This is a genomic window from Streptococcus chosunensis, assembly GCF_003626515.1.
Taxonomy (GTDB): domain Bacteria; phylum Bacillota; class Bacilli; order Lactobacillales; family Streptococcaceae; genus Streptococcus; species Streptococcus chosunensis.
In genome coordinates this window covers 684,477-709,329 of record NZ_RBCK01000001.1, presented here as the reverse complement: position 1 = coordinate 709,329, position 24,853 = coordinate 684,477, and the positions used below count along the sequence as shown (strand labels likewise).

The window sequence follows — 24,853 nt, the reverse complement described above, 5'->3', positions numbered from 1 at the left end:
AGTGCCTATGAAACCTGAAAAACCTAAAAATCTAGGTTTTAAGCAGATATACTTTAATCTAGATAAAATACTCTTTCTTTTCTTCTTGACTTTCATGATGATTGAGTTTGTATGGTTACCGTCAAATTCTTGGATTGCTGGACTTTTGCTCCGTCAGACAGGTTATCTCTTTTTATCTTACAACAATATTTTTGCCATTATAAAGGGTTCTCCCTTTGTTAGTCTTGCTCTATTTATTCTGGTAATCGTTAATTTACTGATCGCCTATTACCAGATAGGACTTCTCTTTATCGGAGCCCGGCACCTCCTCTATCATGAAAAGAGAACTTTGCTGGAGTACAGTCGTAAGGTCTTTCGACAAAGTTTCTTGTTTATGAAGCAAGTGACACTTTCCAAGATAGCCTTTATCTTCTTTTATGTCATGATGCTCTTTCCATTGATTCGAAAGATTTTAAAGATTTACTACCTCAATAAAATTGTTATTCCAGACTTTATCGTTGATTATGTGGAAGACAAGTATTGGCTAGTGGGTATAGTGGTTACTATTCTGGCTTTACTTCTGTTTTACATTTCAGTGCGTTTCATGTTTGCCCTACCTCAGCTTTTATTTGAGAAAAAAACAGTCAAAGAAGCAGTCAGATACAGTCTAGAGAAGACAAGAAGGCACTCCTGGTTTTATACTTGGAACTTGCTTTGGATTATCGTCAAAACCTACCTATTTTTTATCCTTTTATTGATTCCAATATTAGTAAGTCAGGTGCTGATGGATGGTTTGACCCATAAGGAATCTCTTGTGCTGGGAATTATCAACTTTGTCTTGATTAAGAATTTCCACTATATGGCCTTGACTTACTTTCTCATTAAGTTTGTTTCCTTCTTAACAGGAGAAGAACTAGAAATCACACCAAGGAGAAAGAAAGACCACTGGATGAGATGGGGAGTGATGGGCTGTGCTTGTATCTTTTTCGCTCTTGAGGGTTATGTTTATTTAGAAGCTCCAGTTGCCAATAAACCTTTAATTATTTCTCACAGGGGAGTATCTAATAAGAATGGTGTCCAAAATACAGTTCAGTCTTTAGAAAGGACAGCTCAACTAAATCCAGACTTTGTTGAGACGGATGTTCAGGAAACAAAAGATGGCCAGTTTGTCATGATGCATGATGCCAATATCAAAAATTTGACAGGTGTTAATGCCAATCCTCAGGATTTAACTTTGGAAGAATTAACCAAACTTGATATTTCAGAAAATGGCTATCACAGCAAGGTGTCTAGTTTTGATGACTATCTCAATAAAGCCAATGAATTACATCAAAAACTCCTTATTGAAATTAAAACCAGTCGAAAAGATAGTCCAGATATGATGAAACGCTTTATGGAAAAATATGGAACTGTTCTTAAGAAGAATGGTCACCAAATGCAATCCTTGGACTACCATGTGATTGACCAGGTTTTAGCCTATGATTCGCAAATTCCAGTTTATTTCATCCTACCTTATAATAGTATTTTTCCAAGAACCAAGGCTACAGGTTATACCATGGAGTATTCAACTTTAGATGAAAATTTTGTCAACAAGCTTTGGAATACCGATCAGAAATTGTACGTGTGGACCATCAATAGTTCAGAGTCCTTTGATAAATCTGTTCATTTGGGAGCTGATGGCATGATAACGGATGATTTGGAAATGATTCAAGATCAGGTTACCATTGCCCAAGAAGACCCAGAGTATACGGATTTACTGTTCAAACAGGCTATGGAATTCTTTAATTTTTAGTAAGCAAAAAGAGCCTGAGACAAAATAGTTCTCAACCACAAAAAAGCAACGGCAAATACGTTGCTTTTTTGGAGATAAGGGACTATTGGCCTAGGCTCAGTCTTGAGATAAGGTCCTTAGAAACTCGTATTCTGAGGATTTTATTTTAAATCAGAGGTTGGCTCTCGCCAAGCTTATTTAATATAGAGTTCTTGATTTTTTAGGACAATTTCACGGACACTTGCAAACTTCTTAAGTTTTTTGATTTCTTCTGGATGAGTGACGAGAGTGATAACATAACCTTCCTTGCCCATACGGCCAGTACGTCCAGCACGGTGAGTGTAGGTTTCGATATCTCTTGGGACATCAAAGTTTACGACACATTCTAGGCTATCGATATCAATTCCACGAGCCAGGAGGTCAGTTGCAAGGAGCAGGGTTAGTTGCTTGTCTTTAAACTTTTCTAAGATGACTTTTCTAAATTTGACATTGACATCACTAGCTAGAGAAACAGCCAAGATATCACGATACTGTAGTTTTTCTTCTGCACTTCCAAGGTCTGATAGGCTGTTAAAGAAGACCAGACCGCGGAAATCCTCAACATGAGCTAGTTTTCGTAGCATATCCACTCGGTGACGTTGATCCACCTGCATATAGAAATGCTGGATGTTATCCAATTTTTGGTCGGAGAGATCTATGGTACGTGTGTTAGGTGCAATCTTTTCTTGGTCAAACTTGGTCGTCGCACTCATGTAGACGAGTTGGTGGTCACGAGGTGCGTAGTGAGTAATTTTCTCGACAAAGTGTATCTGAGAATCATCGAGCAATTGGTCAAATTCATCTAGTATGATGGTTTCCACATTCATCATCTTGATTTTTTTCAATTTAATGAGTTCAAAGATACGGCCAGGAGTTCCAATCAGAATTTCTGGTCCTTTTTTTAGACGTTCAATCTGGCGTTTCTGACTTGAGCCTGATAGGAAGAGTTGGGCAGTCAAGCCGATAGCTTCTGACCACGTTTTACATACGTCAAAAATCTGTCCAGCAAGCTCCGTATTTGGTGCTAGAATCAAGAGTTGCTGCGCTTTTTTCTTTTGTAGTCTGAGAAGACTTGGTAGAAGGTAAGCTAGGGTCTTACCAGTTCCTGTTGGGCTCACTCCTAGGAGGTTTTCTCCAGCAAGAAGGGGCTCAAATAGTTGAGTTTGAATGGGGGTGAATTCTTGGAAACCGAGTTGGTTACTCAGTTCTTGCCATTCAGTCGGTAGTTTGGTTTTCATTTTTCTGCCTCAAATCTAATGCCAGCAGTCTGGCGCATAGTATATAGTAGCTTATGAATTGAACTTGCATCTTCCAGCCAAGTTTGGTAGAGATTCAGATCTGGTTGCTGGATCATTTGTGCAAATGCAGCGACTTCCTCGGTCATCGTATGAGGAGCCTGTTGGATAGGGAGTTGGATTTGATTGCCTTGGTGGTCGGTAAAAATAGCCGAGCTGACATGCTCGATGGTGTTGAGGGTCAAGGTTCCATCTGTCGTATAAATTTCGCAAGGAAGATTGGAAGTGATGTTTTTCCCAGCTTTTATATGAATTTGAAAGTCAGGGTATAAGAGGATTCCGTCTCCATTCAGGTCCATGCTATTGTCAAGCTGTTGAGCCTGATAGGTCGCGTCTTGAGCTTTTCCAAAGAGACGAACGGCAGCGTAGAGAGGATAAATCCCCAAATCCATGAGAGCACCGCCAGCAAAACGATTTGAGAAGACATTTGGTGTTTCCCCAGCCAATAAGTTAGGCATTTTGGAAGAATACTTGGCATAGTTGAAATCTGCTCCCAAAATTTGCTTGTCTGCTAAAAAGTTTTTGATAGTAGTAAAAGCTTCTTCGTGGTAATTACGAGCTGCTTCGAAGATAAAACAGTGATTTTTCTCAGCTGTTTGAACCAAATCCAGCCATTCTTGTGGTTGAGTGACAGCTGGCTTTTCAAGAATGACGTGTTTTCCAGCAGATAATGCAACTTTTGCCTGAGCAAAATGCAAGGAGTTTGGACTAGCAATATAGACAACATCAAAGGAGCTCTTGAAGAAGTCCTCTAATTGATCAAAGAGTTGGATATCTTGATAGCGAGAAGCAAAGGTTGCCGCAGTTTCTAGTTTTCTAGAATAGACTGCGACCAGCTGGTATTCTCCACTGATATGGGCTGCTTCTATGAAGTGGTGACTGATAGCCCCTGTTCCGATGACACCTAATTTAAGCATAGTTACTCCTTTTCCAATTTCAAATCCTTCTTTCATTATAACATAGATAGACAGGACTATCCAACAGAGGGGAAAAAATTTCAAATAAGCTACTAGGTCTTTTCCAAAGAAAGTGGTACAATAATGAGATGAGTAAATGAAATGGGAGGGAAAATGAGGTTATTACCTATAAGAAAAATATCACGTCAGTCTAAGAGGCTAGCGCTTTTTTTGACGTTTTGTGCAGGATATGTAGATGCCTATACGTTTATTGTGCGAGGGAATACTCTTGTAGCTGGACAAACTGGGAATGTCGTCTTTCTTTCAGTGGGACTCATTCAACAGAATGTGTCAGATGCCAGTGCGAAAGTAATGACCTTGCTAGCTTTTATGATGGGGGTCTTTTTATTAACTGTTTATAAGGAAAAATTGAGAATTGTGAAAAAGCCCATTCTGTCATTGCTTCCTTTAGCAATCTTATCAATCATTATTGGTTTTGTGCCGCAGACTGTAGATAATATCTATCTAGTACCGCCTTTGGCTTTCTGTATGGGACTGGTGACAACTGCTTTTGGAGAAGTGTCGGGTATTGCCTATAATAACGCTTTTATGACAGGGAATATCAAACGGACCATGCTGGCTTTTGGAGATTATTTCCGAACTAAACACACTCCTTTTTTGCGTGAAGGGTTTATATTTGTTAGCCTTCTTAGTAGTTTTGTTCTTGGTGTTGTCTTTTCAGCCTATTTGACGATTTTCTATCATGAAAAGACCATTCTTGGTGTTCCTATTATGATGAGTATTTTTTACCTCAGCATGCTTTTTTCCAAGTGGCGGAAAAAAGTAAAAGAAAAAGATTCATTTTAGGTGTTATTACTTGTAAGAAAACAGGAGATATGCTATACTTGAAGAGTTGACTATGCACGTTCCTGTGCAACCGCACGAACATCGTTGCTTGATTATTCAAGTTTAAGTGGTTTGTCCCACGATGCTAGGCGAGTCTTCACAAAAAAACGGGGAAACCCATAAAAATCATAGGAGGTGCATAATGAGCACATACGCAATTATCAAAACTGGCGGAAAACAAGTTAAAGTTGAAGTTGGTCAAGCAGTTTACGTTGAAAAATTGAACGTTGAAGCTGGTCAAGAAGTTACTTTTAACGAAGTTGTTCTTGTTGGTGGTGAAAACACTGTTGTCGGAACTCCACTTGTTTCTGGAGCTACTGTAGTTGGAACTGTTGAAAAACAAGGAAAACAAAAGAAAGTTGTTACTTACAAGTACAAACCTAAAAAAGGTAGCCACCGTAAACAAGGTCATCGTCAACCATATACTAAAGTTGTCATCAACGCAATCAACGCTTAATTTTAAGGAGAACACATGATACAAGCAGTCTTTGAGAGAGCCGAAGATGGCGAGCTGAGGAGTGCGGAAATTACTGGACACGCCGAGAGTGGCGAATACGGCTTAGATGTCGTGTGTGCATCGGTTTCTACGCTTGCCATTAACTTTATCAATTCTATTGAGAAATTTGCAGGCTATGAACCAATCCTAGAATTAAACGAAGATGAAGGTGGCTATCTGATGGTTGAAATACCAAAAGATCTTCCTTCACACCAGAGAGAAATGACCCAGTTATTCTTTGAATCATTTTTCTTAGGTATGGCAAACTTATCGGAGAACTCTTCTGAGTTCGTCCAAACCAGAGTTATCACAGAAAACTAACACGGAGGAAAACATTATGTTAAAAATGACTCTTAACAACTTGCAACTTTTCGCCCACAAAAAAGGTGGAGGTTCTACATCAAACGGACGTGATTCACAAGCAAAACGTCTTGGAGCTAAAGCAGCTGACGGACAAACTGTAACAGGTGGATCAATCCTTTACCGTCAACGTGGTACACACATCTACCCAGGTGTAAACGTTGGACGTGGTGGAGACGATACTTTGTTCGCTAAAGTTGAAGGCGTAGTACGCTTTGAACGTAAAGGACGCGATAAAAAACAAGTTTCTGTTTACCCGATCGCTAAATAAAAAGGTCCAGTGAACCTTTTTATCCCGAGCCTTGAAATGTAAAGGCGAGGAAGCTAGAAATAGCATTAAATAAGGCTTTCCAAGTTTTCGGAGAGCCTCTTTTTTTGTTTTGATACCCATGATTTTTTCGTTCTTAGTGTAGATGCATTTTATGAGTGACATTATTTTTCTTCGATGGAAAACTTCTAAAATATGGTATAATGAAAAGATAAAGAAGTTGGGGGTAGAAGATGAACATTCAACAATTACGCTATGTTGTTGCCATTGCCAATAGTGGTACTTTCCGTGAAGCTGCTGAAAAGATGTATGTTAGTCAGCCGAGTCTGTCTATTTCTGTTCGTGATTTGGAAAAAGAGTTGGGCTTTAAGATTTTCCGTCGGACTAGCTCAGGGACTTTCTTGACTCGTCGTGGTATGGAATTCTATGAAAAAGCGCAAGAATTGGTTAAAGGATTTGATATTTTTCAAAATCAGTATGCCAATCCTGAAGAAGAAAAAGATGAATTTTCCATTGCTAGTCAGCACTATGACTTCTTGCCACCGACGATTACGGCTTTTTCAGAGCGCTATCCTGACTATAAGAACTTTCGTATTTTTGAATCAACTACTGTTCAAATCTTAGACGAAGTGGCCCAAGGGCACAGTGAGATTGGGATTATCTACCTCAACAATCAAAATAAAAAAGGGATCATGCAACGGGTTGAAAAGTTAGGCCTTGAGGTCATTGAATTGATTCCCTTTCATACCCATATTTATCTTCGTGAAGGGCATCCTTTAGCCCAGAAAGAGGAATTGGTCATGGAGGATTTAGCTGATTTACCAACGGTTCGTTTTACTCAAGAGAAAGACGAGTACCTTTATTATTCAGAGAATTTTGTTGATACCAGTGCGAGCTCACAGATGTTCAATGTGACAGACCGTGCTACTTTGAATGGTATTTTGGAGCGGACGGACGCCTATGCGACAGGTTCTGGATTTTTAGATAGTGATAGTGTTAATGGTATCACAGTTATTCGTCTTAAGGATAACCTAGATAATCGCATGGTTTATGTTAAACGTGAAGAAGTGGAGCTGAGTCAAGCTGGGACTCTCTTTGTAGAAGTCATGCAAGAATATTTTAATCAGAAGAGGAAATCATGAAAAAAAGAGGAATAGTGGCAGTCATTGTACTGCTTTTGATTGGGCTTGATCAGTTGGTAAAATCCTATATCGTCCAGCAAATTCCATTGGGTGAAGTGCGCTCTTGGATTCCCAATTTCGTTAGCTTGACCTACCTGCAAAATCGAGGGGCAGCCTTTTCTATCTTACAAGATCAGCAGTTGTTATTTGCTGTCATTACTCTGGTTGTCGTGGTAGGTGCCATCTGGTATCTACATAAACACATGGAGGACTCACTTTGGATGGTCTTGGGTTTGACCTTGATTATTGCAGGTGGTCTTGGAAACTTTATTGACAGAATCAGTCAGGGCTTTGTTGTGGATATGTTTCATGTGGACTTTATCAATTTTGCAATTTTCAATGTGGCAGATAGCTATCTGACGGTTGGAGTGATTATTTTATTGATTGCAATGCTAAAAGAGGAAATAAATGGAAATTAAAATTGAAACTGGTGGCCTGCGTTTGGATAAGGCTTTGTCAGATTTGACAGAATTATCACGTAGTCTCGCGAATGAACAAATCAAATCAGGTCAGGTCTTGGTCAATGGCCAAGTCAAGAAAGCTAAATATACAGTCCAAGAGGGCGATGTCGTCACCTACCATGTGCCAGAGCCGGAGGTCTTAGAGTATGTGGCTGAGAATCTTCCGCTAGAAATCATCTACCAAGATGAGGATGTGGCTGTCGTCAACAAACCTCAGGGAATGGTTGTGCATCCGAGTGCTGGTCATACTAGTGGAACTCTGGTAAATGCCCTCATGTACCATATCAAGGACTTGTCGGGTATCAATGGGGTTCTGCGTCCAGGAATTGTTCACCGTATTGATAAGGATACGTCAGGCCTTCTCATGATTGCTAAAAATGATGAGGCGCATCTAGCACTTGCCCAAGAACTCAAGGATAAAAAGTCTCTCCGCAAATATTGGGCGATTGTTCATGGAAATCTGCCTAATGATCGGGGTGTAATTGAAGCACCGATTGGCCGTAGTGAAAAAGACCGTAAGAAACAGGCTGTGACTGCTAAAGGTAAGCCTGCAGTAACCCGTTTCCACGTCTTGGAACGCTTTGGTGATTATAGCTTGGTAGAGTTGCAGCTGGAGACAGGCCGCACCCATCAAATCCGTGTCCACATGGCTTATATCGGCCATCCAGTCGCTGGTGATGAAGTCTATGGTCCTCGCAAGACTTTGAAAGGACATGGACAATTTCTTCATGCCAAGACTCTAGGATTTACCCATCCGAGAACAGGTGAGACCATGGAATTTACAGCAGATATCCCAGAGCTTTTTAAGGAAACCTTGGAGAGATTGAGAAAGAATTAGACGTGATAAAAGGTTGAGATGACTTGTCTCGACCTTTTTCCTATCAACTCTTTTCTATTTCCTGTCATTCATGTTATAATGGATAAATATGAAGAATCGGAGTGAGACTATGAAATTCAAACGGATTGTCTTTAAGGTGGGGACTTCTTCTCTGACAAATGAGGATGGAAGTTTATCACGTAGTAAGGTAAAGGCTATTACCCAACAGTTGGCTATGTTGCACGAAGCTGGTCATGAGTTGATTTTGGTGTCGTCAGGTGCCATTGCAGCTGGTTTTGGGGCCTTAGGATTTAAAAAGCGTCCGACTAAGATTGCTGATAAACAGGCTTCAGCAGCGGTAGGGCAAGGCCTTTTGTTGGAAGAATACACGACCAATCTTCTCTTACGCCAAATCGTTTCTGCACAAATCTTGCTGACCCAGGATGATTTTGTGGATAAGCGCCGTTATAAAAATGCCCATCAGGCTTTGTCAGTCCTTCTTAGTCGTGGAGCTATTCCAATTATCAATGAAAATGACAGTGTTGTTATTGATGAGCTCAAGGTTGGAGATAATGACACTCTAAGTGCCCAGGTAGCGGCTATGGTTCAAGCAGACCTTTTGGTCCTCTTGACAGATGTAGACGGTCTTTATACTGGAAATCCTAATTCAGACCCAACAGCCAAACGCTTGGAGCGAATCGAGACCATCAATCGTGAGATTATTGATATGGCCGGTGGAGCAGGTTCGTCTAATGGTACAGGTGGCATGTTAACCAAAATCAAAGCTGCAACTATTGCGACAGAATCAGGAGTTCCTGTTTATATCTGCTCATCTTTGAAGACAGATGCCATGATTGAAGCAGCTGAGGAGACTAAGGATGGTTCCTACTTTGTTGCTCAAGAGAAGGGACTTCGTACCCAGAAACAATGGCTGGCCTTTTATGCTCAGAGTCAAGGTTCTATTTGGGTTGATAAAGGTGCTGCAGAAGCTCTCTCTCAACATGGAAAGAGTCTTCTCTTATCTGGTATCGTTGAAGCAGAAGGAGCATTTTCTTACGGTGATATCGTGACAGTATTTGACAAGGAAAGTGGAAAATCACTTGGAAAAGGACGCGTGCAATTTGGTGCATCTGCTTTGGAGGATATGTTGCGTTCTCAAAAAGCCAAGGGTGTCCTGATTCACCGTGATGACTGGATTTCCATTACTCCTGAAATCCAACTACTCTTTACAGAATTTTAGAGGTAAACTATGGTAAGTACACAAGAACAATTTGAACAGGTACAGGCTGTTAAAAAATCGATCAACACAGCTAGTGAAGAGGTGAAAAACCAAGCCTTGCTAGCCATGGCTGATCACTTATTAGCAGCTACTGAGGAGATTTTAGCAGCCAATGCCCTTGATATGGAAGCGGCCAAGGGTAAAATCTCAGATGTGATGTTGGATCGTCTTTATTTGGATGCAGGGCGCATAGAAGCGATGGCAACTGGGATTCGTGAAGTGGTTGCTTTACCAGATCCAATCGGTGAAGTTTTAGAAACAAGTCAGCTTGAAAATGGCTTAGTGATTACCAAAAAACGTGTGGCTATGGGTGTTATCGGTATTATCTATGAAAGTCGTCCAAATGTGACGTCTGACGCGGCTGCTCTGGCTCTCAAGAGTGGAAATGCGGTTGTTCTTCGTAGTGGGAAGGATGCCTATCAAACAGCTCATGCTATTGTCACAGCCTTGAAGAAGGGCTTGGAGACGACTACTATTCACCCAGATGTGATTCAACTGGTGGAAGATACCAGCCGTGAAAGCAGCTATGCCATGATGAAGGCCAAGGGGTATCTAGACCTTCTTATTCCTCGTGGGGGAGCTGGTTTGATCAATGCAGTGGTTGAGAATGCGATTGTACCAGTTATCGAAACAGGGACAGGGATTGTTCATGTTTATGTCGATAAGGATGCAGATGAAGACAAGGCTCTGTCTATCATCAACAATGCCAAAACCAGTCGTCCTTCTGTCTGCAATGCCATGGAGGTTCTACTTGTTCATGAAGACAAAGCAGCAAGCTTCCTTCCTCGCTTGGAGCAAATGCTGGTTGCAGATCGAAAAGAAGCTGGGTTGGAACCAATTCAATTCCGCTTGGATGAAAAAGCAAGTCAGTTTCTTTCAGGTCAAGCAGCTGAGGCCCAAGACTTTGACACCGAGTTCTTAGACTATGTATTAGCTATTAAGGTTGTGAGCAGTTTAGAAGAAGCGGTCGCGCATATTGAAGCCCATAGTACCCATCATTCAGATGCAATTGTGACGGAAAATGCTGAAGCTGCAGCTTACTTTACAGATCAAGTGGACTCTGCAGCGGTCTATGTAAATGCCTCAACGCGTTTCACAGATGGAGGCCAATTTGGACTGGGTTGTGAAATGGGGATTTCTACTCAGAAACTGCACGCGCGTGGTCCCATGGGCTTGAAGGAGTTGACCAGCTACAAGTATGTGGTTACTGGTGACGGACAGATAAGGGAGTAAGAGATGAAGATTGGATTTATCGGTTTGGGGAATATGGGTGCTAGCTTGGCCAAGGCTGTTTTGCAGGCTAAGACGGGTGATGACCTTCTCCTTGCCAATCGTAGTCAAGCCAAGGTGGATGCTTTCATTGCTGACTTTGGCGGTCAGGCTTCCAGCAATGAAGAAATATTCGCAGAAGCAGATGTGATTTTTCTAGGAGTGAAGCCTGCTCAGTTCTCAGACTTGCTTTCTCAATATCAGACCATCCTTGAAAAACGAGCAAGTCTTCTTTTGATTTCGATGGCAGCTGGATTGACCTTGGAAAAACTGGCTAGTCTTCTTCCAAGTCAGCACCGAATTATTCGTATGATGCCTAATACCCCTGCTTCTATCGGACAAGGAGTGATTAGTTATGCCTTGTCTTCTAATTGCAGGGCTGAGGACAGTGAGCTCTTTTGTCAGCTTTTAACTAAGGCTGGTCTCTTGGTTGAACTGGGAGAAGGATTAATCGATGCAGCGACAGGTCTTGCAGGTTGTGGACCAGCCTTTGTCTATCTCTTTATCGAAGCCTTGTCAGATGCAGGTGTTCAGACGGGATTGCCACGGGAAATAGCATTGAAAATGGCAGCTCAAACCGTGGTAGGAGCTGGGCAATTGGTCTTAGAAAGCCAAGAGCATCCTGGGGTTTTGAAAGACCAAGTTTGTAGCCCAGGTGGTTCGACTATCGCTGGTGTAGCAAGTCTAGAAGCGCATGCTTTTCGAGGAACGGTCATGGATGCAGTTCATCAAGCTTACAAACGAACACAAGAACTAGGTAAATAAGAGGTGGCTTTGACTGCCTCTTTTATGGTGGTTGATACTCTTCGAAAATCTCTTTAAACTGCGTCAGCTTCCATCTGCAACCTCAAAACAGTGTTTTGAGCAACCTGCGGCTAGCTTCCTAGTTTGCTCTTTAATTTTCATTGAGTATTAAATGAGAAGACAAAAAGATTGTCACAAACCCCTATTTTTTTGATAGAATAGAAGTAGTAAAAAAGAAATGAGTTAGACATGTCAAAAGGATTTTTAGTCTCTCTTGAGGGACCAGAGGGAGCAGGAAAGACCAGTGTTTTAGAAGCTCTGTTACCAATTTTAGAGGAAAAAGGGGTAGAGGTGCTGACGACTCGTGAACCAGGCGGAGTCTTGATTGGGGAGAAGATTCGTCAAGTGATTTTGGATCCAAGTCATACTCAGATGGATGCGAAGACAGAACTTCTTCTCTATATTGCCAGTCGCAGACAGCACTTGGTGGAAAAAGTTCTTCCAGCCCTTGAAGCTGGCAAGTTGGTCATTATGGATCGTTTCATCGATAGTTCAGTTGCCTATCAGGGATTTGGTCGTAGCTTAGATATTGAAGCGATTAACTGGCTCAATCAGTTTGCGACAGATGGCCTTAAACCTGATTTGACACTCTATTTTGACATCGAGGTGGAAGAAGGGCTGGCTCGCATTGCTGCTAATAGCAATCGTGAGGTCAATCGTTTGGACTTGGAAGGGTTGGACTTGCATAAAAAAGTCCGTCAAGGCTACCTTTCTCTTCTGGACAAAGAAGGAAGTCGTATTGTCAAGGTTGATGCTAGTTTTCCTTTGGAGCAAGTTGTGGAAACTACCAAGGCAGTTTTGTTTGATAGAATGGGCTTGGCCAAATGAAACAAGAACAACTAAAGGCCTGGCAACCAGATCAGTTTGACCGCTTTGTCCGTATCCTAGAACAAGATCAGCTCAATCATGCCTATCTCTTTTCAGGTTTCTTTGGAAGCTTGGAAATGGCGCAATTTTTAGCTAAGGGCCTCTTTTGTACAGATAAAGTAGGTGTTTTACCATGTGAGAAATGCCGGAATTGTAAACTGATTGAACAGGGAGAATTTCCCGATGTCACTTTGATTAAACCAGTTAATCAGGTCATTAAGACAGAACGCATTCGAGAATTGGTGGGGCAGTTTTCTCAAGCAGGGATTGAAAGCCAGCAGCAGGTCTTTATTATCGATCAAGCTGAGAAAATGCACCCTAATGCAGCCAATTCTTTGCTCAAGGTCATCGAAGAACCCCAGAGTGAGGTTTACATTTTCTTCTTAACTAGCGATGAGGAAAAGATCTTACCGACAATCCGAAGTCGGACCCAGATTTTCCACTTTAAAAAGCAAGAAGAAAAACTCATCTTGCTCTTAGAACAAATGGGGCTGGTTAAGAAAAAAGCAACTCTCTTAGCCCAGTTTAGTCAATCACGAGCTGAAGCAGAAAAGTTGGCTAATCAGGCAGGCTTTTGGACCTTGGTCGATGAAAGTGAACGCCTGCTGACTTGGTTAGTGGCTAAGAAAAAAGAAAGTTATCTGCAGGTTGCTAAATTAGCCAACTTGGCAGATGATAAGGAAAAACAAGATCAGGTTTTACGGATTCTTGAAGTCCTCTGTGGGCAGGACCTCCTGCAAGCAAGAGTTAGAGTGATTCTACAAGATTTGCTAGAAGCTAGAAAAATGTGGCAAGCTAATGTCAGCTTTCAAAATGCCATAGAATATCTGGTCTTGAAAGAAATATAAACTTAAAAATGAATGATAAAGAAAGGAAAGGGCTGTTTTATGGACAAAAAAGAATTATTTGACGCGCTGGACGATTTTTCCCAACAGTTATTGGTAACCTTGGCCGATGTGGAAGCCATCAAGAAAAATCTCAAGAGCCTGGTAGAGGAAAATACAGCTCTTCGCTTGGAAAATAGTAAGTTGCGCGAACGCTTGGGTGAGGTGGAAGCAGATGCTCCTGTCAAGGCCAAACATGTTCGCGAAAGTGTCCGTCGCATTTACCGTGATGGATTTCACGTATGTAATGATTTTTATGGACAACGTCGAGAGCAGGACGAGGAATGTATGTTCTGTGATGAGTTGTTATACAGGGAGTAGGCATGCAGATTCAAAAAAGTTTTAAGGGGCAGTCTCCCTATGGTAAGCTGTACCTAGTGGCAACGCCGATTGGTAATTTAGATGATATGACATTTCGAGCTATCCAGACCTTGAAAGAAGTGGACTGGATTGCTGCTGAGGACACGCGCAATACTGGTCTTTTGCTCAAGCATTTTGATATTTCCACCAAGCAGATTAGTTTTCATGAGCACAATGCCAAGGAAAAAATTCCTGATTTGATTGGTTTCCTGAAAGCAGGACAAAGTATTGCTCAGGTTTCCGACGCAGGTCTGCCTAGTATTTCAGACCCTGGTCATGATTTGGTCAAGGCAGCTATTGAGGAAGAAATTGCAGTTGTCACCGTTCCAGGTGCCTCTGCAGGAATTTCTGCCTTGATTGCCAGTGGTTTAGCGCCACAGCCACATATCTTTTACGGCTTTTTACCCAGAAAATCAGGCCAGCAGAAGCAATTTTTCGACTCGAAAAAAGACTATCCAGAAACACAAATTTTTTATGAATCGCCTCATCGTGTGGCAGATACGTTGGAAAATATGCTAGAAGTCTACGGTAACCGCTCGGTCGTCTTGGTCAGGGAATTGACCAAAATCTATGAAGAATATCAACGCGGTACCATTTCTGAGTTATTAGAAAGCATTGCTGAAACGCCACTTAAGGGCGAATGCCTTCTCATCGTTGAAGGTGCTAGCCAAGATTTGGAGGAAAAGGACGAGGAGGACTTGTTTTCAGAAATACAAGTACGCATCCAGCAAGGCATGAAGAAAAACCAAGCTATCAAGGAAGTCGCTAAGATTTACCAGTGGAATAAAAGCCAGCTATACGCTGCCTACCACGACTGGGAAGAAAATCAAGAAAATGACTAAACAGGGAAGTTTGCCTTCTTCCCTTTTTTTGTTATACTAGTAGAAGAAAAAATTAGAAAGATTTGTGGGAGTGAAAAAGTCCGGGGGACTTTTTCAGCCTGAGCCAGGAAATTCGAAAGCGAAGTAAGTCCTGTTGACTTTTTCAGCCTGAGCCAAGAAACTCGAAAGCGAAGTAAGTCCGATTGGCTTTTTCAATGTGAAACTTGTCTTCACACTCCCAAATAGGTATTAGTGTCGTGTCTCAATCTTATATCAATGTTATCGGTGCTGGTTTGGCAGGTTCTGAAGCAGCCTACCAAATCGCAGAATGTGGTATTCCAGTTAAACTTTATGAAATGCGTGGTGTTAAGTCAACACCTCAGCACAAAACAGACAATTTTGCTGAGTTAGTTTGTTCCAATTCCTTGCGTGGGGATGCTTTGACCAATGCTGTTGGGCTCCTAAAGGAAGAAATGCGTCGCTTGGGTTCTGTCATATTGGAATCTGCTGAAGCTACACGAGTTCCTGCTGGTGGTGCCCTTGCGGTGGACCGTGATGGTTTCTCCCAAATGGTGACCGAAAAAGTTGCCAACCATCCCTTGATTGAAGTGGTTCGTGATGAAATTACAGATTTACCGACTGATGTAATCACAGTTGTTGCTACTGGTCCTTTGACTAGCGATGCTTTGGCTGAAAAGATTCATGCCCTTAATGACGGCGATGGTTTCTATTTCTACGATGCGGCAGCGCCTATTATCGACGTCAACACTATTGATATGAGCAAGGTCTATCTCAAGTCTCGTTATGATAAGGGAGAAGCCGCTTATCTCAACGCTCCAATGACCAAGCAAGAATTTATGGATTTCCATGAAGCCTTGGTCAATGCGGAAGAAGCTCCGCTCAATTCTTTCGAAAAAGAAAAGTATTTTGAAGGCTGTATGCCTATCGAAGTCATGGCAAAACGAGGCATTAAAACTATGCTTTATGGTCCTATGAAACCAGTCGGTCTTGAGTATCCAGACGACTACACAGGACCTCGTGATGGAGAATTCAAAGCACCTTATGCGGTGGTTCAGCTGCGTCAGGATAATGCGGCTGGTAGCCTATACAATATCGTCGGTTTCCAGACCCACCTCAAATGGGGAGAACAAAAGCGTGTCTTCCAAATGATTCCAGGCCTTGAAAATGCGGAGTTTGTACGTTATGGTGTCATGCACCGCAATTCTTACATGGATTCACCAAATCTTCTTGAGCAGACTTACCGTTCTAAGAAACAACCAAATCTCTTCTTTGCTGGTCAAATGACGGGTGTGGAAGGCTATGTAGAGTCCGCAGCGTCAGGATTAGTTGCGGGAATTAACGCAGCTCGTCTTTTCAAGGGAGAAAGCGAGGCTATTTTCCCAGAGACGACAGCGATTGGAAGCTTAGCTCATTACATCACCCATGCCGACAGCAAACATTTCCAACCAATGAATGTCAATTTCGGAATTATCAAGGAGTTGGAAGGTGAGCGTATCCGTGATAAGAAGGCTCGTTATGAAAAAATTGCAGAGCGTGCTCTTGCTGACTTAGAGGAATTTTTGACTGTCTAATTTTTTTGAAAGAATTGCTCACGATACTATAAAAATCTTAGAAATTGTGATAAAATAGGTAGGATGAAAAAAGGAGAGTAAAAATGGCGAATCCCAAGTATAAACGTATTTTAATCAAGTTATCAGGTGAAGCCCTTGCCGGTGAACGTGGCGTAGGGATTGATATCCAAACAGTTCAAACAATCGCAAAAGAGATTCAAGAAGTTCATAGCTTAGGTATCGAAATTGCCCTTGTTATTGGTGGAGGAAATCTCTGGCGTGGAGAACCTGCTGCTGAAGCAGGAATGGACCGCGTTCAGGCAGATTACACAGGAATGCTTGGGACTGTTATGAATGCTCTTGTGATGGCAGATTCATTGCAACAAGTTGGTGTCGATACGCGTGTGCAAACTGCCATTGTTATGCAACAAGTGGCAGAGCCTTATGTCCGTGGACGTGCCCTTCGTCACCTTGAAAAAGGCCGTATCGTTATCTTTGGTGCTGGAATTGGTTCACCATACTTCTCGACAGATACAACAGCGGCTCTTCGTGCAGCTGAAATCGAAGCGGATGCCATCCTTATGGCTAAAAATGGCGTCGATGGTGTTTACAATGCTGATCCTAAGAAAGACAAGACAGCCGTTAAGTTTGAAGAATTGACCCACCGTGATGTTATCAACAAAGGTCTTCGTATCATGGACTCAACAGCTTCAACCCTTTCAATGGATAACGACATTGACTTGGTTGTCTTTAACATGAATCAACCAGGCAACATCAAACGTGTCGTATTTGGTGAAAATATCGGAACAACAGTTTCAAATAATATCGAAGAAAAGGAATAAGAAAGATTATGGCTAACCCAATTATTGAAAAAGCTAAAGAGAGAATGACCCAGTCTCACCAATCACTTGCTCGTGAATTTGGTGGTATCCGTGCCGGTCGTGCCAATGCAAGCTTGCTTGACCGTGTACATGTAGAATATTATGGAGTAGAAACTCCTCTTAACCAAATCGCTTCAATTACGATTCCAGAAGCGCGTGTTTTGTTGGTAACACCATTTGATAAGTCTTCATTGAAAGACATCGAACGTGCCTTGAACGCTTCTGATCTTGGTATTACACCAGCTAACGACGGTTCTGTGATTCGCTTGGTTATCCCTGCTCTTACAGAAGAAACTCGTCGTGACCTTGCTAAAGAAGTGAAGAAGGTCGGCGAAAATGCTAAAGTAGCTGTTCGTAATATCCGTCGCGATGCTATGGATGAAGCTAAGAAGCAAGAAAAAGCAAAAGAAATCACTGAAGACGAATTGAAGACTCTTGAAAAAGACATTCAAAAAGTAACAGACGATGCTGTCAAACACATCGACGACATGACTGCCAACAAAGAGAAAGAACTTTTGGAAGTCTAAAAATAAACAGAAAAACTCAGTTGGCATTGCTGGCTGAGTTTTATTCGAAAGAAGGAAATATGAATACAAATCTTGCAAGTTTTATCGTTGGACTGATCATCGATGAAAATGACCGTTTTTACTTTGTGCAAAAGGATGGTCAAACCTATGCTCTTGCTAAGGAAGAAGGTCAACATACAGTAGGGGATACGGTCAAAGGTTTTGCCTACATGGATATGAAGCAAAAACTCCGCCTGACAACTCTAGAAGTGACTGCCACTCAGGACCAATTTGGTTGGGGGACTGTAACGGAAGTTCGTAAGGACTTGGGTGTCTTTGTGGATACAGGTCTTCCTGATAAGGAAATCGTTGTGTCACTCGATATTCTCCCTGAGCTTAAGGAACTCTGGCCTAAGAAGGGCGACCAACTCTACATACGTCTTGAAGTGGACAAGAAAGACCGTATCTGGGGACTCTTGGCCTATCAAGAAGACTTCCAACGTCTGGCTCGTCCTGCTTACAACAACATGCAGAACCAAAACTGGCCAGCCATTGTTTACCGTCTCAAGCTGTCAGGAACCTTTGTCTACCTACCAGAAAATAATATGCTTGGCTTTATCCATCCTAGTGAGCGCTACGCAGAGCCACGTTTGGGGCAAGTATTAGATGCGCGTGTCATTGGTTTCCGTGAGGTAGACCGTACGTTGAATCTCTCCCTCAAACCACGCTCCTTTGAAATGCTGGAAAATGATGCTCAGATGATTTTGACCTACTTGGAAAGCAATGGCGGTTTCATGACCTTAAATGATAAGTCATCTCCAGACGACATCAAAGCAACCTTTGGCATTTCTAAAGGTCAGTTCAAGAAAGCACTCGGTGGTTTGATGAAGGCTGGTAAAATCAAGCAAGACCAGTTTGGTACAGAGTTGATTTAGGGAGACATATGAGAAAATCATTTTACACTTGGCTCATGACTGAGCGCAATCCTAAAAGTAACAGTCCCAAGGCTATCTTGGCAGATCTTGCTTTTGAAGAGTCGGCTTTTCCAAAACACACAGATGATTTTGATGAGGTGAGTCGTTTTTTGGAGGAACACGCTAGTTTCTCTTTCAACCTAGGAGACTTTGATGCTATCTGGCAAGAATACTTAGAACACTAGAGACAATGAGATGAGGCTAGTATTTTATTGTTCTCTTTGCTATAATAAAAAGAAATAAAAGGATTAGAGAGGTTCTTTATTTGAAGGAACATTCAATAGACATTCAACTGAGTCATCCAGATGACCTGTTTCATCTTTTTGGTTCCAATGAACGCCATCTTCGTTTGATGGAAGAAGAGCTTGATGTGGTGATTCATGCCCGTACGGAGATTGTCCAGGTTTTGGGAGAAGAAGCTGCATGTGAGGAAGCCCGTCAGATTATCCAAGCCTTGATGGTCTTGGTGAACCGTGGGATGACCGTTGGTACGCCAGATGTGGTGACGGCTATTAACATGGTCAAAAACGATGAAATCGACAAGTTTGTCGCCCTTTACGAAGAAGAAATCATCAAGGATAATACTGGTAAACCTATTCGTGTCAAAACCCTAGGGCAAAAGCTTTATGTGGACAGTGTCAAACAGCATGATGTGACTTTTGGAATTGGGCCCGCAGGGACAGGGAAGACTTTTCTTGCAGTTACTTTAGCCGTGACAGCCCTTAAACGTGGGCAGGTCAAGCGGATTGTCCTAACTCGTCCAGCAGTGGAAGCTGGCGAGAGTCTAGGTTTTCTTCCAGGCGATCTCAAGGAGAAGGTAGATCCTTACCTTCGACCTGTTTATGATGCCTTGTATCAGATTCTGGGAAAAGACCAAACAACTCGTCTCATGGAGCGTGAAATTATCGAGATTGCGCCCCTTGCCTATATGCGGGGACGAACCTTGGATGATGCCTTTGTCATTCTCGATGAGGCACAAAATACGACCATCATGCAGATGAAGATGTTTTTGACTCGTTTAGGTTTTAATTCTAAGATGATTGTCAATGGAGATATCAGTCAGATTGACCTACCACGTAATGTCAAGTCCGGTTTGATTGATGCTCAAGAGAAACTCAAGAACATTCACCAGATTGACTTTGTTCATTTTTCAGCCAAGGATGTGGTTCGCCATCCAGTTGTCGCTCAGATTATCCGAGCTTATGAACCAGCTCCAATTAAAAATGAAGAGAGTGAAGAAAGTCAAGAAGAAATAGAATAGCAAAAAAGAGCAGTTCAGGTGGACTTGCTCTTTCTTTTATCTGATAATTAGATTTGTTAGACTAGTTCGTCAATTGGAGTATGTTTTTTTTCGAGACCATGGGCTACTGGAAGACTGGTTAAGTAACCTTGATAAGTGGTCACACCTTGGCGCAAGCCCTCATCCTCAGAGATTGCTTGTGAGAATCCTTTGCCAGCCAAAGCTTCGATATAAGGAAGAGTGACATTGGTTAGGGCGATGGTTGAAGTACGAGCAACCGCTCCGGGGATGTTGGCAACGGCATAGTGGAGCACACCGTGTTTTTCATAGACGGGTTCATCGTGCGTTGTCACACGGTCAGCTGTTTCGATAACGCCACCTTGGTCAACAGCAACGTCAACGATGACCGATCCTGGACGCATTTGCTTGACCATCTCATCTGTCACCAATTTTGGAGCCTTGGCACCAGGGATGAGAACCGCTCCGATTACCACATCCGCATCTCTCACACTGGCTTCGATGTTGAATGAATTGGACATGAGAGTTTGAATTTGGTGGCCAAAGACCTCCTCTAAAACGGAGAGACGTTTAGCACTGATATCAAGGATGGTTACTTGAGCACCAAGACCAAGGGCAATTCGGGCAGCATGGGTTCCGACGACACCGCCACCGATAATGGTTACTTTTCCTTTAGGCACACCCGGTACACCCCCAAGTAGGACACCAGAACCTCCTGCTTGCTTAGTTAGGAAATGGGCTCCGATTTGGACTGCCATACGGCCTGCAACCTCACTCATAGGAACGAGGAGTGGTAACTGACCTTGAGAATCACGAACAGTTTCATAGGCAATACCAGTTGTTTTTGCTGCTAACATAGCATCTGCTAATTCAGGCGCTGCGGCCATGTGCAAGTAGGTGAAGAGAAGCAGGTCGTCACGTAAGTAACCATATTCAGAAGCTAGTGGTTCTTTTACTTTGACGACCAACTCGGCCGACCAGGCTTCAGCAGCAGTAGAAACAATCTCAGCTCCTTGCTTTTGATAGTCAGCATCAGTAAAGCCAGAACCGATACCAGCATTTGTTTCGATAAGGACGCGATGACCACGACCGACTAAGCTGTGGACACCAGCAGGTGTGAGGGCAACACGGTTTTCATTATTCTTAATTTCTTTTGGAATTCCGATTAACATAGAGAAAAACTCCCTTTCTATTGACGGGTTGTAAATGATTTATCACATTATCTATAAAAATAAGGTGATGATTTTATTCTATATGAAACCGCTTTAAAAAGCAAGAAAAATTTGTTATCATTTCTTTTTTATGCTAGACTGGTAGAAAATATTTTTAAATGGAGGAGAAGTATGGAATCAATCTTTTTAAAACTAGCTCAGTATCCAATAGTCGAGACTGAGCGTTTATTGCTTAGACCTGTAACCTTGGATGATGCGGAAGAAATGTTTGACTATGCCTCGGACAGAGAAAATACGCGCTACACTTTTCCAACCAATCAAAGCTTGGAAGAAACCAAGAATAATATTGCTCAGTTCTATCTAGCTAATCCATTAGGCCGTTGGGGAATTGAACTGAAATGCAATGGCAAATTTATTGGAACCATTGATTTGCACAAGATTGATTCTGTTCTTAAGAAGGCAGCTATTGGCTACATTATCAATAAAAAGTATTGGAATCAAGGATTAACGACAGAAGCCAATTGTGCCGTAATTGAGCTAGCTTTTGAGAAGATAGGAATGAATAAGTTAGTTGCTTTATACGATAAGGCTAATCCCGCGTCAGGAAAGGTCATGGAGAAATCAGGCATGCATTTTTCTCACGAAGAACCTTATGCTTGTATGGACCAGCATGAAAAAGGCCGAATCGTTACAAGAGTTCATTATGTCTTGACCAAGGAAGACTATTTTGCAAATAAATAAGCAGTTGAGAAGAAATTTTCAACTGTTTTTTCTTCCTCTTACGAATAATCTAAGAGAGGAGAAAATATGGAAGCAATTATCGAGAAAATCAAAGAGTATAAAATCATCGTCATCTGTACTGGTCTGGGCTTGCTTATCGGCGGATTTTTTCTGCTAAAACCAGCTCCACACACACCTGTCAAAGAAACGAATTTGCAGGCAGAAGTTGCAACTGTTTACAAGGATTCGGTATCCGAAAAGGAGGTGAAGAAGGAAGAAAAGGAAGAACCCCTTGAACAAGATCTAATCACAGTAGATGTCAAAGGTGCTGTTAAATCGCCAGGTATTTATGACTTGCCAGTTGGTAGTCGGGTCAATGACGCTGTTCAGAAGGCAGGTGGCTTGACAGATCAAGCAGATAGCAAGTCGCTCAATCTAGCTCAGAAAGTTAGTGACGAGGCTCTGGTTTACGTCCCAACTAAGGGAGAAGAAGTAGCTAGTCAACAGACTGCTTCTGGGACAGCTTCTTCAACAAGCAAGGAAAAGAAGGTCAATATCAACAAGGCCAGTCTGGAAGAGCTTAAACAGGTCAAGGGATTAGGTGGCAAACGAGCCCAGGATATTATCGACCATCGTGAGTCAAATGGGAAATTTAAGTCGGTTGATGAACTCAAGAAGGTCTCTGGAATTGGTGCCAAGACAATAGAAAAGCTAAAAGATTATGTTACAGTGGATTAAGAATTTCCCCATTCCCCTAATTTACCTGAGTTTTCTGTTACTTTGGCTTTACTACGCCATTTTCTCAGCATCCTATCTTGCTTTGTTGGGGTTCGTTTTTTTGCTAGTTTGTCTCTTTATTCAATTTCCTTGGAAATCTGCTGGAAAAGTTTTAGTGATTTGCGGAATCTTTGGTTTCTGGTTTCTGTTTCAAAATTGGCAACAGAGTCGAGCGAGTCAAAATTTGGCGGATTCTGTTGAAAGGGTACGGATTTTACCTGACACTATTAAGGTCAATGGTGACAGTCTATCCTTTCGTGGCAAGTCTGATGGACGCATTTTTCAAGTTTATTATAAACTCCAGTCCGAGGAGGAGAAAGAAGCCTTTCAAGCTTTAACCGACCTTCATGAGATAGGACTAGAAGGGAATCTTTCGGAGTCAGAGGGGCAGAGGAATTTTGGTGGATTTGACTATCAAGCCTATCTGAAGACTCAGGGGATTTACCAGACTCTCAATATCAAAAAAATCCAGTCACTTCAAAAGGTTGGCAGTTGGGATATAGGTGAAAACCTATCCAGTTTACGTCGAAAGGCTGTAGTTTGGATTAAGGCGCATTTTCCAGATCCTATGCGCAATTACATGACGGGGCTTCTATTAGGACATCTGGATACAGACTTTGAGGAGATGAATGAGCTTTATTCCAGTCTAGGAATTATCCACCTATTTGCCTTGTCGGGCATGCAGGTAGGATTTTTCATGGATGGCTTTAAGAAACTACTCTTGCGATTGGGATTGACCCAAGAAAAGTTGAAATGGCTGACTTATCCCTTTTCCCTTATCTATGCAGGCCTGACAGGATTTTCAGCTTCGGTCATTCGCAGTCTCTTGCAAAAGTTACTGGCCCAACATGGTGTTAAGGGATTGGATAATTTTGCCTTAACTGTCCTTGTCCTATTTATCATCATGCCCAACTTTTTCCTGACTGCAGGAGGAGTCTTGTCCTGTGCTTATGCTTTTATCTTGACCATGATCAGCAAAGAAGGGGAGGGGCTCAAGGCTGTTGCCAGAGAAAGTCTAGTCATCTCCTTGGGCATATTGCCTATTCTATCCTTCTATTTTGCAGAATTTCAACCTTGGTCCATCCTTTTGACCTTTGTCTTTTCCTTTCTATTTGACTTGGTTTTCTTACCGCTCTTGTCTGTCTTATTTGCCCTTTCCTTTCTCTATCCAGTCATTCAGCTGAATTTTATTTTTGAATGGTTGGAGGGAATGATTCGCTTGGTCTCGCAGCTGGCAAGTAGACCTCTGGTCTTTGGACAACCCAATGCATGGCTTTTAATCTTATTGTTAATTTCTTTGGCTTTTGTCTATGATTTGAGGAAAAACATTAAAAGGCTAACAGTATTGAGCTTATTGATTACAGGTCTCTTTTTCCTTACCAAGCATCCACTGGAAAATGAAATCACCATGCTGGATGTGGGGCAAGGCGAAAGTATTTTCCTACGGGATATAACTGGTAAAACCATTCTCATAGATGTCGGTGGCAAGGCAGAATCTGATAAGAAAATCGAAAAATGGCAAGAAAAAGCGATGACTAGCAATGCTCAGCGAACCTTGATTCCCTATCTCAAAAGTCGTGGAGTAGCCAAGATTGACCAGCTGATTTTGACAAATACGGACAAGGAGCATGTTGGAGATTTGTTGGAGGTGACCAAGGCTTTTCATGTAGGGGAAATTTTAGTATCAAAAGGCAGTCTGAAACAGAAGGAATTTGTGGCAGAACTACAGGCGACTCAAACCAAGGTTCGTAGTGTGTCATTGGGAGAAAACTTGCCAATTTTTGGAAGTCAGTTAGAAGTCCTATCTCTAAGGAAAATTGGAGATGGAGATCATGAAGATTCCCTGGTTTTGTATGGAAAACTCTTGGATAAAAACTTCCTTTTCACTGGAAATTTGGAGGAGAAAGGAGAGAAGGACTTGCTGAAGCACTATCCAGACTTGAAAGTGGATGTTTTGAAAGCTGGCCAACATGGCTCTAAAAAGTCATCAAGTTCAGCCTTTTTAGAACAGCTCAAACCAGAGATGACTCTCATTTCAGTTGGAAAGAACAATCGAACGAAACTCCCCCATCAGGAAACCTTGACACGACTGGAAGATATCAATAGCAAAGTTTATCGAACTGATCAGCATGGAGCTATACGGTTTAAAGGTTGGAAAAGTTGGAAAATCGAAACGGTTGATTAATGAGCAGAAACTTTTTAAAAAAATAACTTTTTATCTTGACAAGGGCTAGAAAACTT

General features: G+C 42.0%; 27 protein-coding genes, 1 pseudogene and 1 other annotated feature. Of the genes and pseudogenes, 24 read left to right on the top strand and 4 right to left on the bottom strand.

The annotated features are described in order from the left end of the window. The first annotated feature begins 7 nt into the window (after window positions 1-7). Complete coding sequence (locus D7D54_RS03365; RefSeq protein ID WP_020901749.1) at window positions 8-1,771, top strand: glycerophosphoryl diester phosphodiesterase membrane domain-containing protein; 1,764 nt, start codon at window positions 8-10, stop codon at window positions 1,769-1,771. 173 nt (window positions 1,772-1,944) lie between these two features. Here the strand turns inward: D7D54_RS03365 and D7D54_RS03360 are convergent, their stop codons facing one another. Both D7D54_RS03360 and D7D54_RS03355 read right to left on the bottom strand, forming a co-directional pair. Then, on the bottom strand, window positions 1,945-3,027 hold the full coding sequence (locus D7D54_RS03360) for a DEAD/DEAH box helicase (protein WP_020901750.1): 1,083 nt from the start codon (window positions 3,025-3,027) through the stop codon (window positions 1,945-1,947). Further along, window positions 3,024-4,001: a Gfo/Idh/MocA family protein gene (locus D7D54_RS03355; RefSeq protein WP_120718819.1), complete on the bottom strand. Its 978-nt coding sequence runs from the start codon at window positions 3,999-4,001 to the stop codon at window positions 3,024-3,026. The genes D7D54_RS03360 and D7D54_RS03355 overlap by 4 nt, the downstream gene beginning before the upstream one ends. 141 nt (window positions 4,002-4,142) lie before the next feature. Between D7D54_RS03355 and D7D54_RS03350 the strand changes: the two genes are divergently transcribed. From D7D54_RS03350 to rpmA, 4 genes are all read left to right on the top strand, one after another. After that, window positions 4,143-4,847, top strand: a complete 705-nt coding sequence (locus D7D54_RS03350) for a YoaK family protein (protein ID WP_120718818.1) — start codon at window positions 4,143-4,145, stop codon at window positions 4,845-4,847. 58 nt (window positions 4,848-4,905) lie between these two features. Then, window positions 4,906-4,993 (top strand) — a sequence feature (ribosomal protein L21 leader region). Window positions 4,994-5,028: 35 nt separating this feature from the next. Next, complete coding sequence (gene rplU / locus D7D54_RS03345; RefSeq protein ID WP_003007734.1) at window positions 5,029-5,343, top strand: 50S ribosomal protein L21; 315 nt, start codon at window positions 5,029-5,031, stop codon at window positions 5,341-5,343. A 15-nt stretch (window positions 5,344-5,358) separates the two neighbouring features. Next, window positions 5,359-5,703 (top strand): ribosomal-processing cysteine protease Prp, encoded by a 345-nt coding sequence (locus tag D7D54_RS03340; RefSeq protein ID WP_000613699.1) that lies wholly within the window; start codon window positions 5,359-5,361, stop codon window positions 5,701-5,703. Between the two features lie 16 nt (window positions 5,704-5,719). Further along, complete coding sequence (gene rpmA, locus D7D54_RS03335; RefSeq protein ID WP_000916509.1) at window positions 5,720-6,013, top strand: 50S ribosomal protein L27; 294 nt, start codon at window positions 5,720-5,722, stop codon at window positions 6,011-6,013. A gap of 166 nt (window positions 6,014-6,179) precedes the next feature. Here the strand turns inward: rpmA and D7D54_RS09495 are convergent. After that, window positions 6,180-6,251, bottom strand: a pseudogene (locus tag D7D54_RS09495) (AraC family transcriptional regulator); the annotation flags it as partial. Between D7D54_RS09495 and D7D54_RS03330 the strand changes: the two are divergent. The 16 genes from D7D54_RS03330 (at window position 6,244) to D7D54_RS03255 (ending at window position 19,946) form a co-directional block, all read left to right on the top strand. Next, a complete protein-coding gene (locus tag D7D54_RS03330; protein WP_001025694.1) occupies window positions 6,244-7,152 on the top strand; it encodes a LysR family transcriptional regulator in 909 nt (302 codons plus the stop codon). The pseudogene D7D54_RS09495 and the gene D7D54_RS03330 overlap by 8 nt on opposite strands. Continuing rightward, a complete protein-coding gene (gene lspA, locus D7D54_RS03325; protein WP_020901753.1) occupies window positions 7,149-7,610 on the top strand; it encodes a signal peptidase II in 462 nt (153 codons plus the stop codon). Before D7D54_RS03330 ends, lspA begins: the two co-directional genes overlap by 4 nt. Next, complete coding sequence (locus D7D54_RS03320; RefSeq protein ID WP_120718817.1) at window positions 7,600-8,490, top strand: RluA family pseudouridine synthase; 891 nt, start codon at window positions 7,600-7,602, stop codon at window positions 8,488-8,490. The genes lspA and D7D54_RS03320 overlap by 11 nt, the downstream gene beginning before the upstream one ends. A 109-nt stretch (window positions 8,491-8,599) precedes the next feature. Then, the gene (proB, locus tag D7D54_RS03315) at window positions 8,600-9,709 is read left to right on the top strand and encodes a glutamate 5-kinase (protein ID WP_020901755.1); all 1,110 of its coding nucleotides are present in this window, start codon (window positions 8,600-8,602) and stop codon (window positions 9,707-9,709) included. 9 nt (window positions 9,710-9,718) lie between these two features. Further along, a complete protein-coding gene (locus tag D7D54_RS03310) occupies window positions 9,719-10,981 on the top strand; it encodes a glutamate-5-semialdehyde dehydrogenase (protein WP_120718815.1) in 1,263 nt (420 codons plus the stop codon). Window positions 10,982-10,984: 3 nt separating this feature from the next. Further along, window positions 10,985-11,782, top strand: coding sequence for a pyrroline-5-carboxylate reductase (gene proC / locus D7D54_RS03305; RefSeq protein ID WP_120718814.1), 798 nt, complete (start codon window positions 10,985-10,987; stop codon window positions 11,780-11,782). Between the two features lie 228 nt (window positions 11,783-12,010). After that, the gene (tmk, locus tag D7D54_RS03300; protein ID WP_120718813.1) at window positions 12,011-12,649 is read left to right on the top strand and encodes a dTMP kinase; all 639 of its coding nucleotides are present in this window, start codon (window positions 12,011-12,013) and stop codon (window positions 12,647-12,649) included. Further along, window positions 12,646-13,536, top strand: a complete 891-nt coding sequence (locus D7D54_RS03295) for a DNA polymerase III subunit delta' (protein WP_120718812.1) — start codon at window positions 12,646-12,648, stop codon at window positions 13,534-13,536. The genes tmk and D7D54_RS03295 overlap by 4 nt, the downstream gene beginning before the upstream one ends. A gap of 39 nt (window positions 13,537-13,575) precedes the next feature. Beyond that, the gene (gene yabA / locus D7D54_RS03290; protein ID WP_000358228.1) at window positions 13,576-13,893 is read left to right on the top strand and encodes a DNA replication initiation control protein YabA; all 318 of its coding nucleotides are present in this window, start codon (window positions 13,576-13,578) and stop codon (window positions 13,891-13,893) included. Between the two features lie 2 nt (window positions 13,894-13,895). Continuing rightward, a complete protein-coding gene (gene rsmI, locus D7D54_RS03285) occupies window positions 13,896-14,774 on the top strand; it encodes a 16S rRNA (cytidine(1402)-2'-O)-methyltransferase (protein ID WP_120718811.1) in 879 nt (292 codons plus the stop codon). Between the two features lie 236 nt (window positions 14,775-15,010). Beyond that, a complete protein-coding gene (trmFO, locus tag D7D54_RS03280; protein WP_020901760.1) occupies window positions 15,011-16,345 on the top strand; it encodes a methylenetetrahydrofolate--tRNA-(uracil(54)-C(5))-methyltransferase (FADH(2)-oxidizing) TrmFO in 1,335 nt (444 codons plus the stop codon). A gap of 83 nt (window positions 16,346-16,428) precedes the next feature. Continuing rightward, window positions 16,429-17,166, top strand: a complete 738-nt coding sequence (gene pyrH / locus D7D54_RS03275) for a UMP kinase (protein ID WP_020901761.1) — start codon at window positions 16,429-16,431, stop codon at window positions 17,164-17,166. An 8-nt stretch (window positions 17,167-17,174) separates the two neighbouring features. Next, window positions 17,175-17,732 carry a ribosome recycling factor gene (frr, locus tag D7D54_RS03270; protein WP_020901762.1) on the top strand — a complete coding sequence of 186 codons (558 nt, stop codon included), beginning with the start codon at window positions 17,175-17,177 and terminating at the stop codon, window positions 17,730-17,732. A gap of 59 nt (window positions 17,733-17,791) precedes the next feature. Then, window positions 17,792-18,646, top strand: coding sequence for an RNA-binding virulence regulatory protein CvfB (cvfB, locus tag D7D54_RS03265; protein ID WP_020901763.1), 855 nt, complete (start codon window positions 17,792-17,794; stop codon window positions 18,644-18,646). An 8-nt stretch (window positions 18,647-18,654) separates the two neighbouring features. Then, window positions 18,655-18,870 (top strand): YozE family protein, encoded by a 216-nt coding sequence (locus tag D7D54_RS03260; protein ID WP_001232084.1) that lies wholly within the window; start codon window positions 18,655-18,657, stop codon window positions 18,868-18,870. 80 nt (window positions 18,871-18,950) lie between these two features. Next, complete coding sequence (locus D7D54_RS03255) at window positions 18,951-19,946, top strand: PhoH family protein (RefSeq protein WP_020901764.1); 996 nt, start codon at window positions 18,951-18,953, stop codon at window positions 19,944-19,946. 56 nt (window positions 19,947-20,002) lie between these two features. Here D7D54_RS03255 and ald read toward each other — a convergent pair whose 3' ends face one another. Beyond that, entirely contained in the window at window positions 20,003-21,115 is a 1,113-nt protein-coding gene (gene ald, locus D7D54_RS03250) for an alanine dehydrogenase (protein ID WP_120718810.1), read from the bottom strand. Between the two features lie 171 nt (window positions 21,116-21,286). Between ald and D7D54_RS03245 the strand changes: the two genes are divergently transcribed. The 3 genes from D7D54_RS03245 to D7D54_RS03235 all read left to right on the top strand — a co-directional run bounded on the left by D7D54_RS03245 (window position 21,287) and on the right by D7D54_RS03235 (window position 24,797). Continuing rightward, complete coding sequence (locus D7D54_RS03245; protein WP_020901766.1) at window positions 21,287-21,856, top strand: GNAT family N-acetyltransferase; 570 nt, start codon at window positions 21,287-21,289, stop codon at window positions 21,854-21,856. A 66-nt stretch (window positions 21,857-21,922) separates the two neighbouring features. Continuing rightward, window positions 21,923-22,573 (top strand): helix-hairpin-helix domain-containing protein, encoded by a 651-nt coding sequence (locus D7D54_RS03240; protein WP_020901767.1) that lies wholly within the window; start codon window positions 21,923-21,925, stop codon window positions 22,571-22,573. Next, window positions 22,557-24,797, top strand: a complete 2,241-nt coding sequence (locus D7D54_RS03235; RefSeq protein ID WP_120718809.1) for a DNA internalization-related competence protein ComEC/Rec2 — start codon at window positions 22,557-22,559, stop codon at window positions 24,795-24,797. Before D7D54_RS03240 ends, D7D54_RS03235 begins: the two co-directional genes overlap by 17 nt. Window positions 24,798-24,853: the final 56 nt, after the last annotated feature.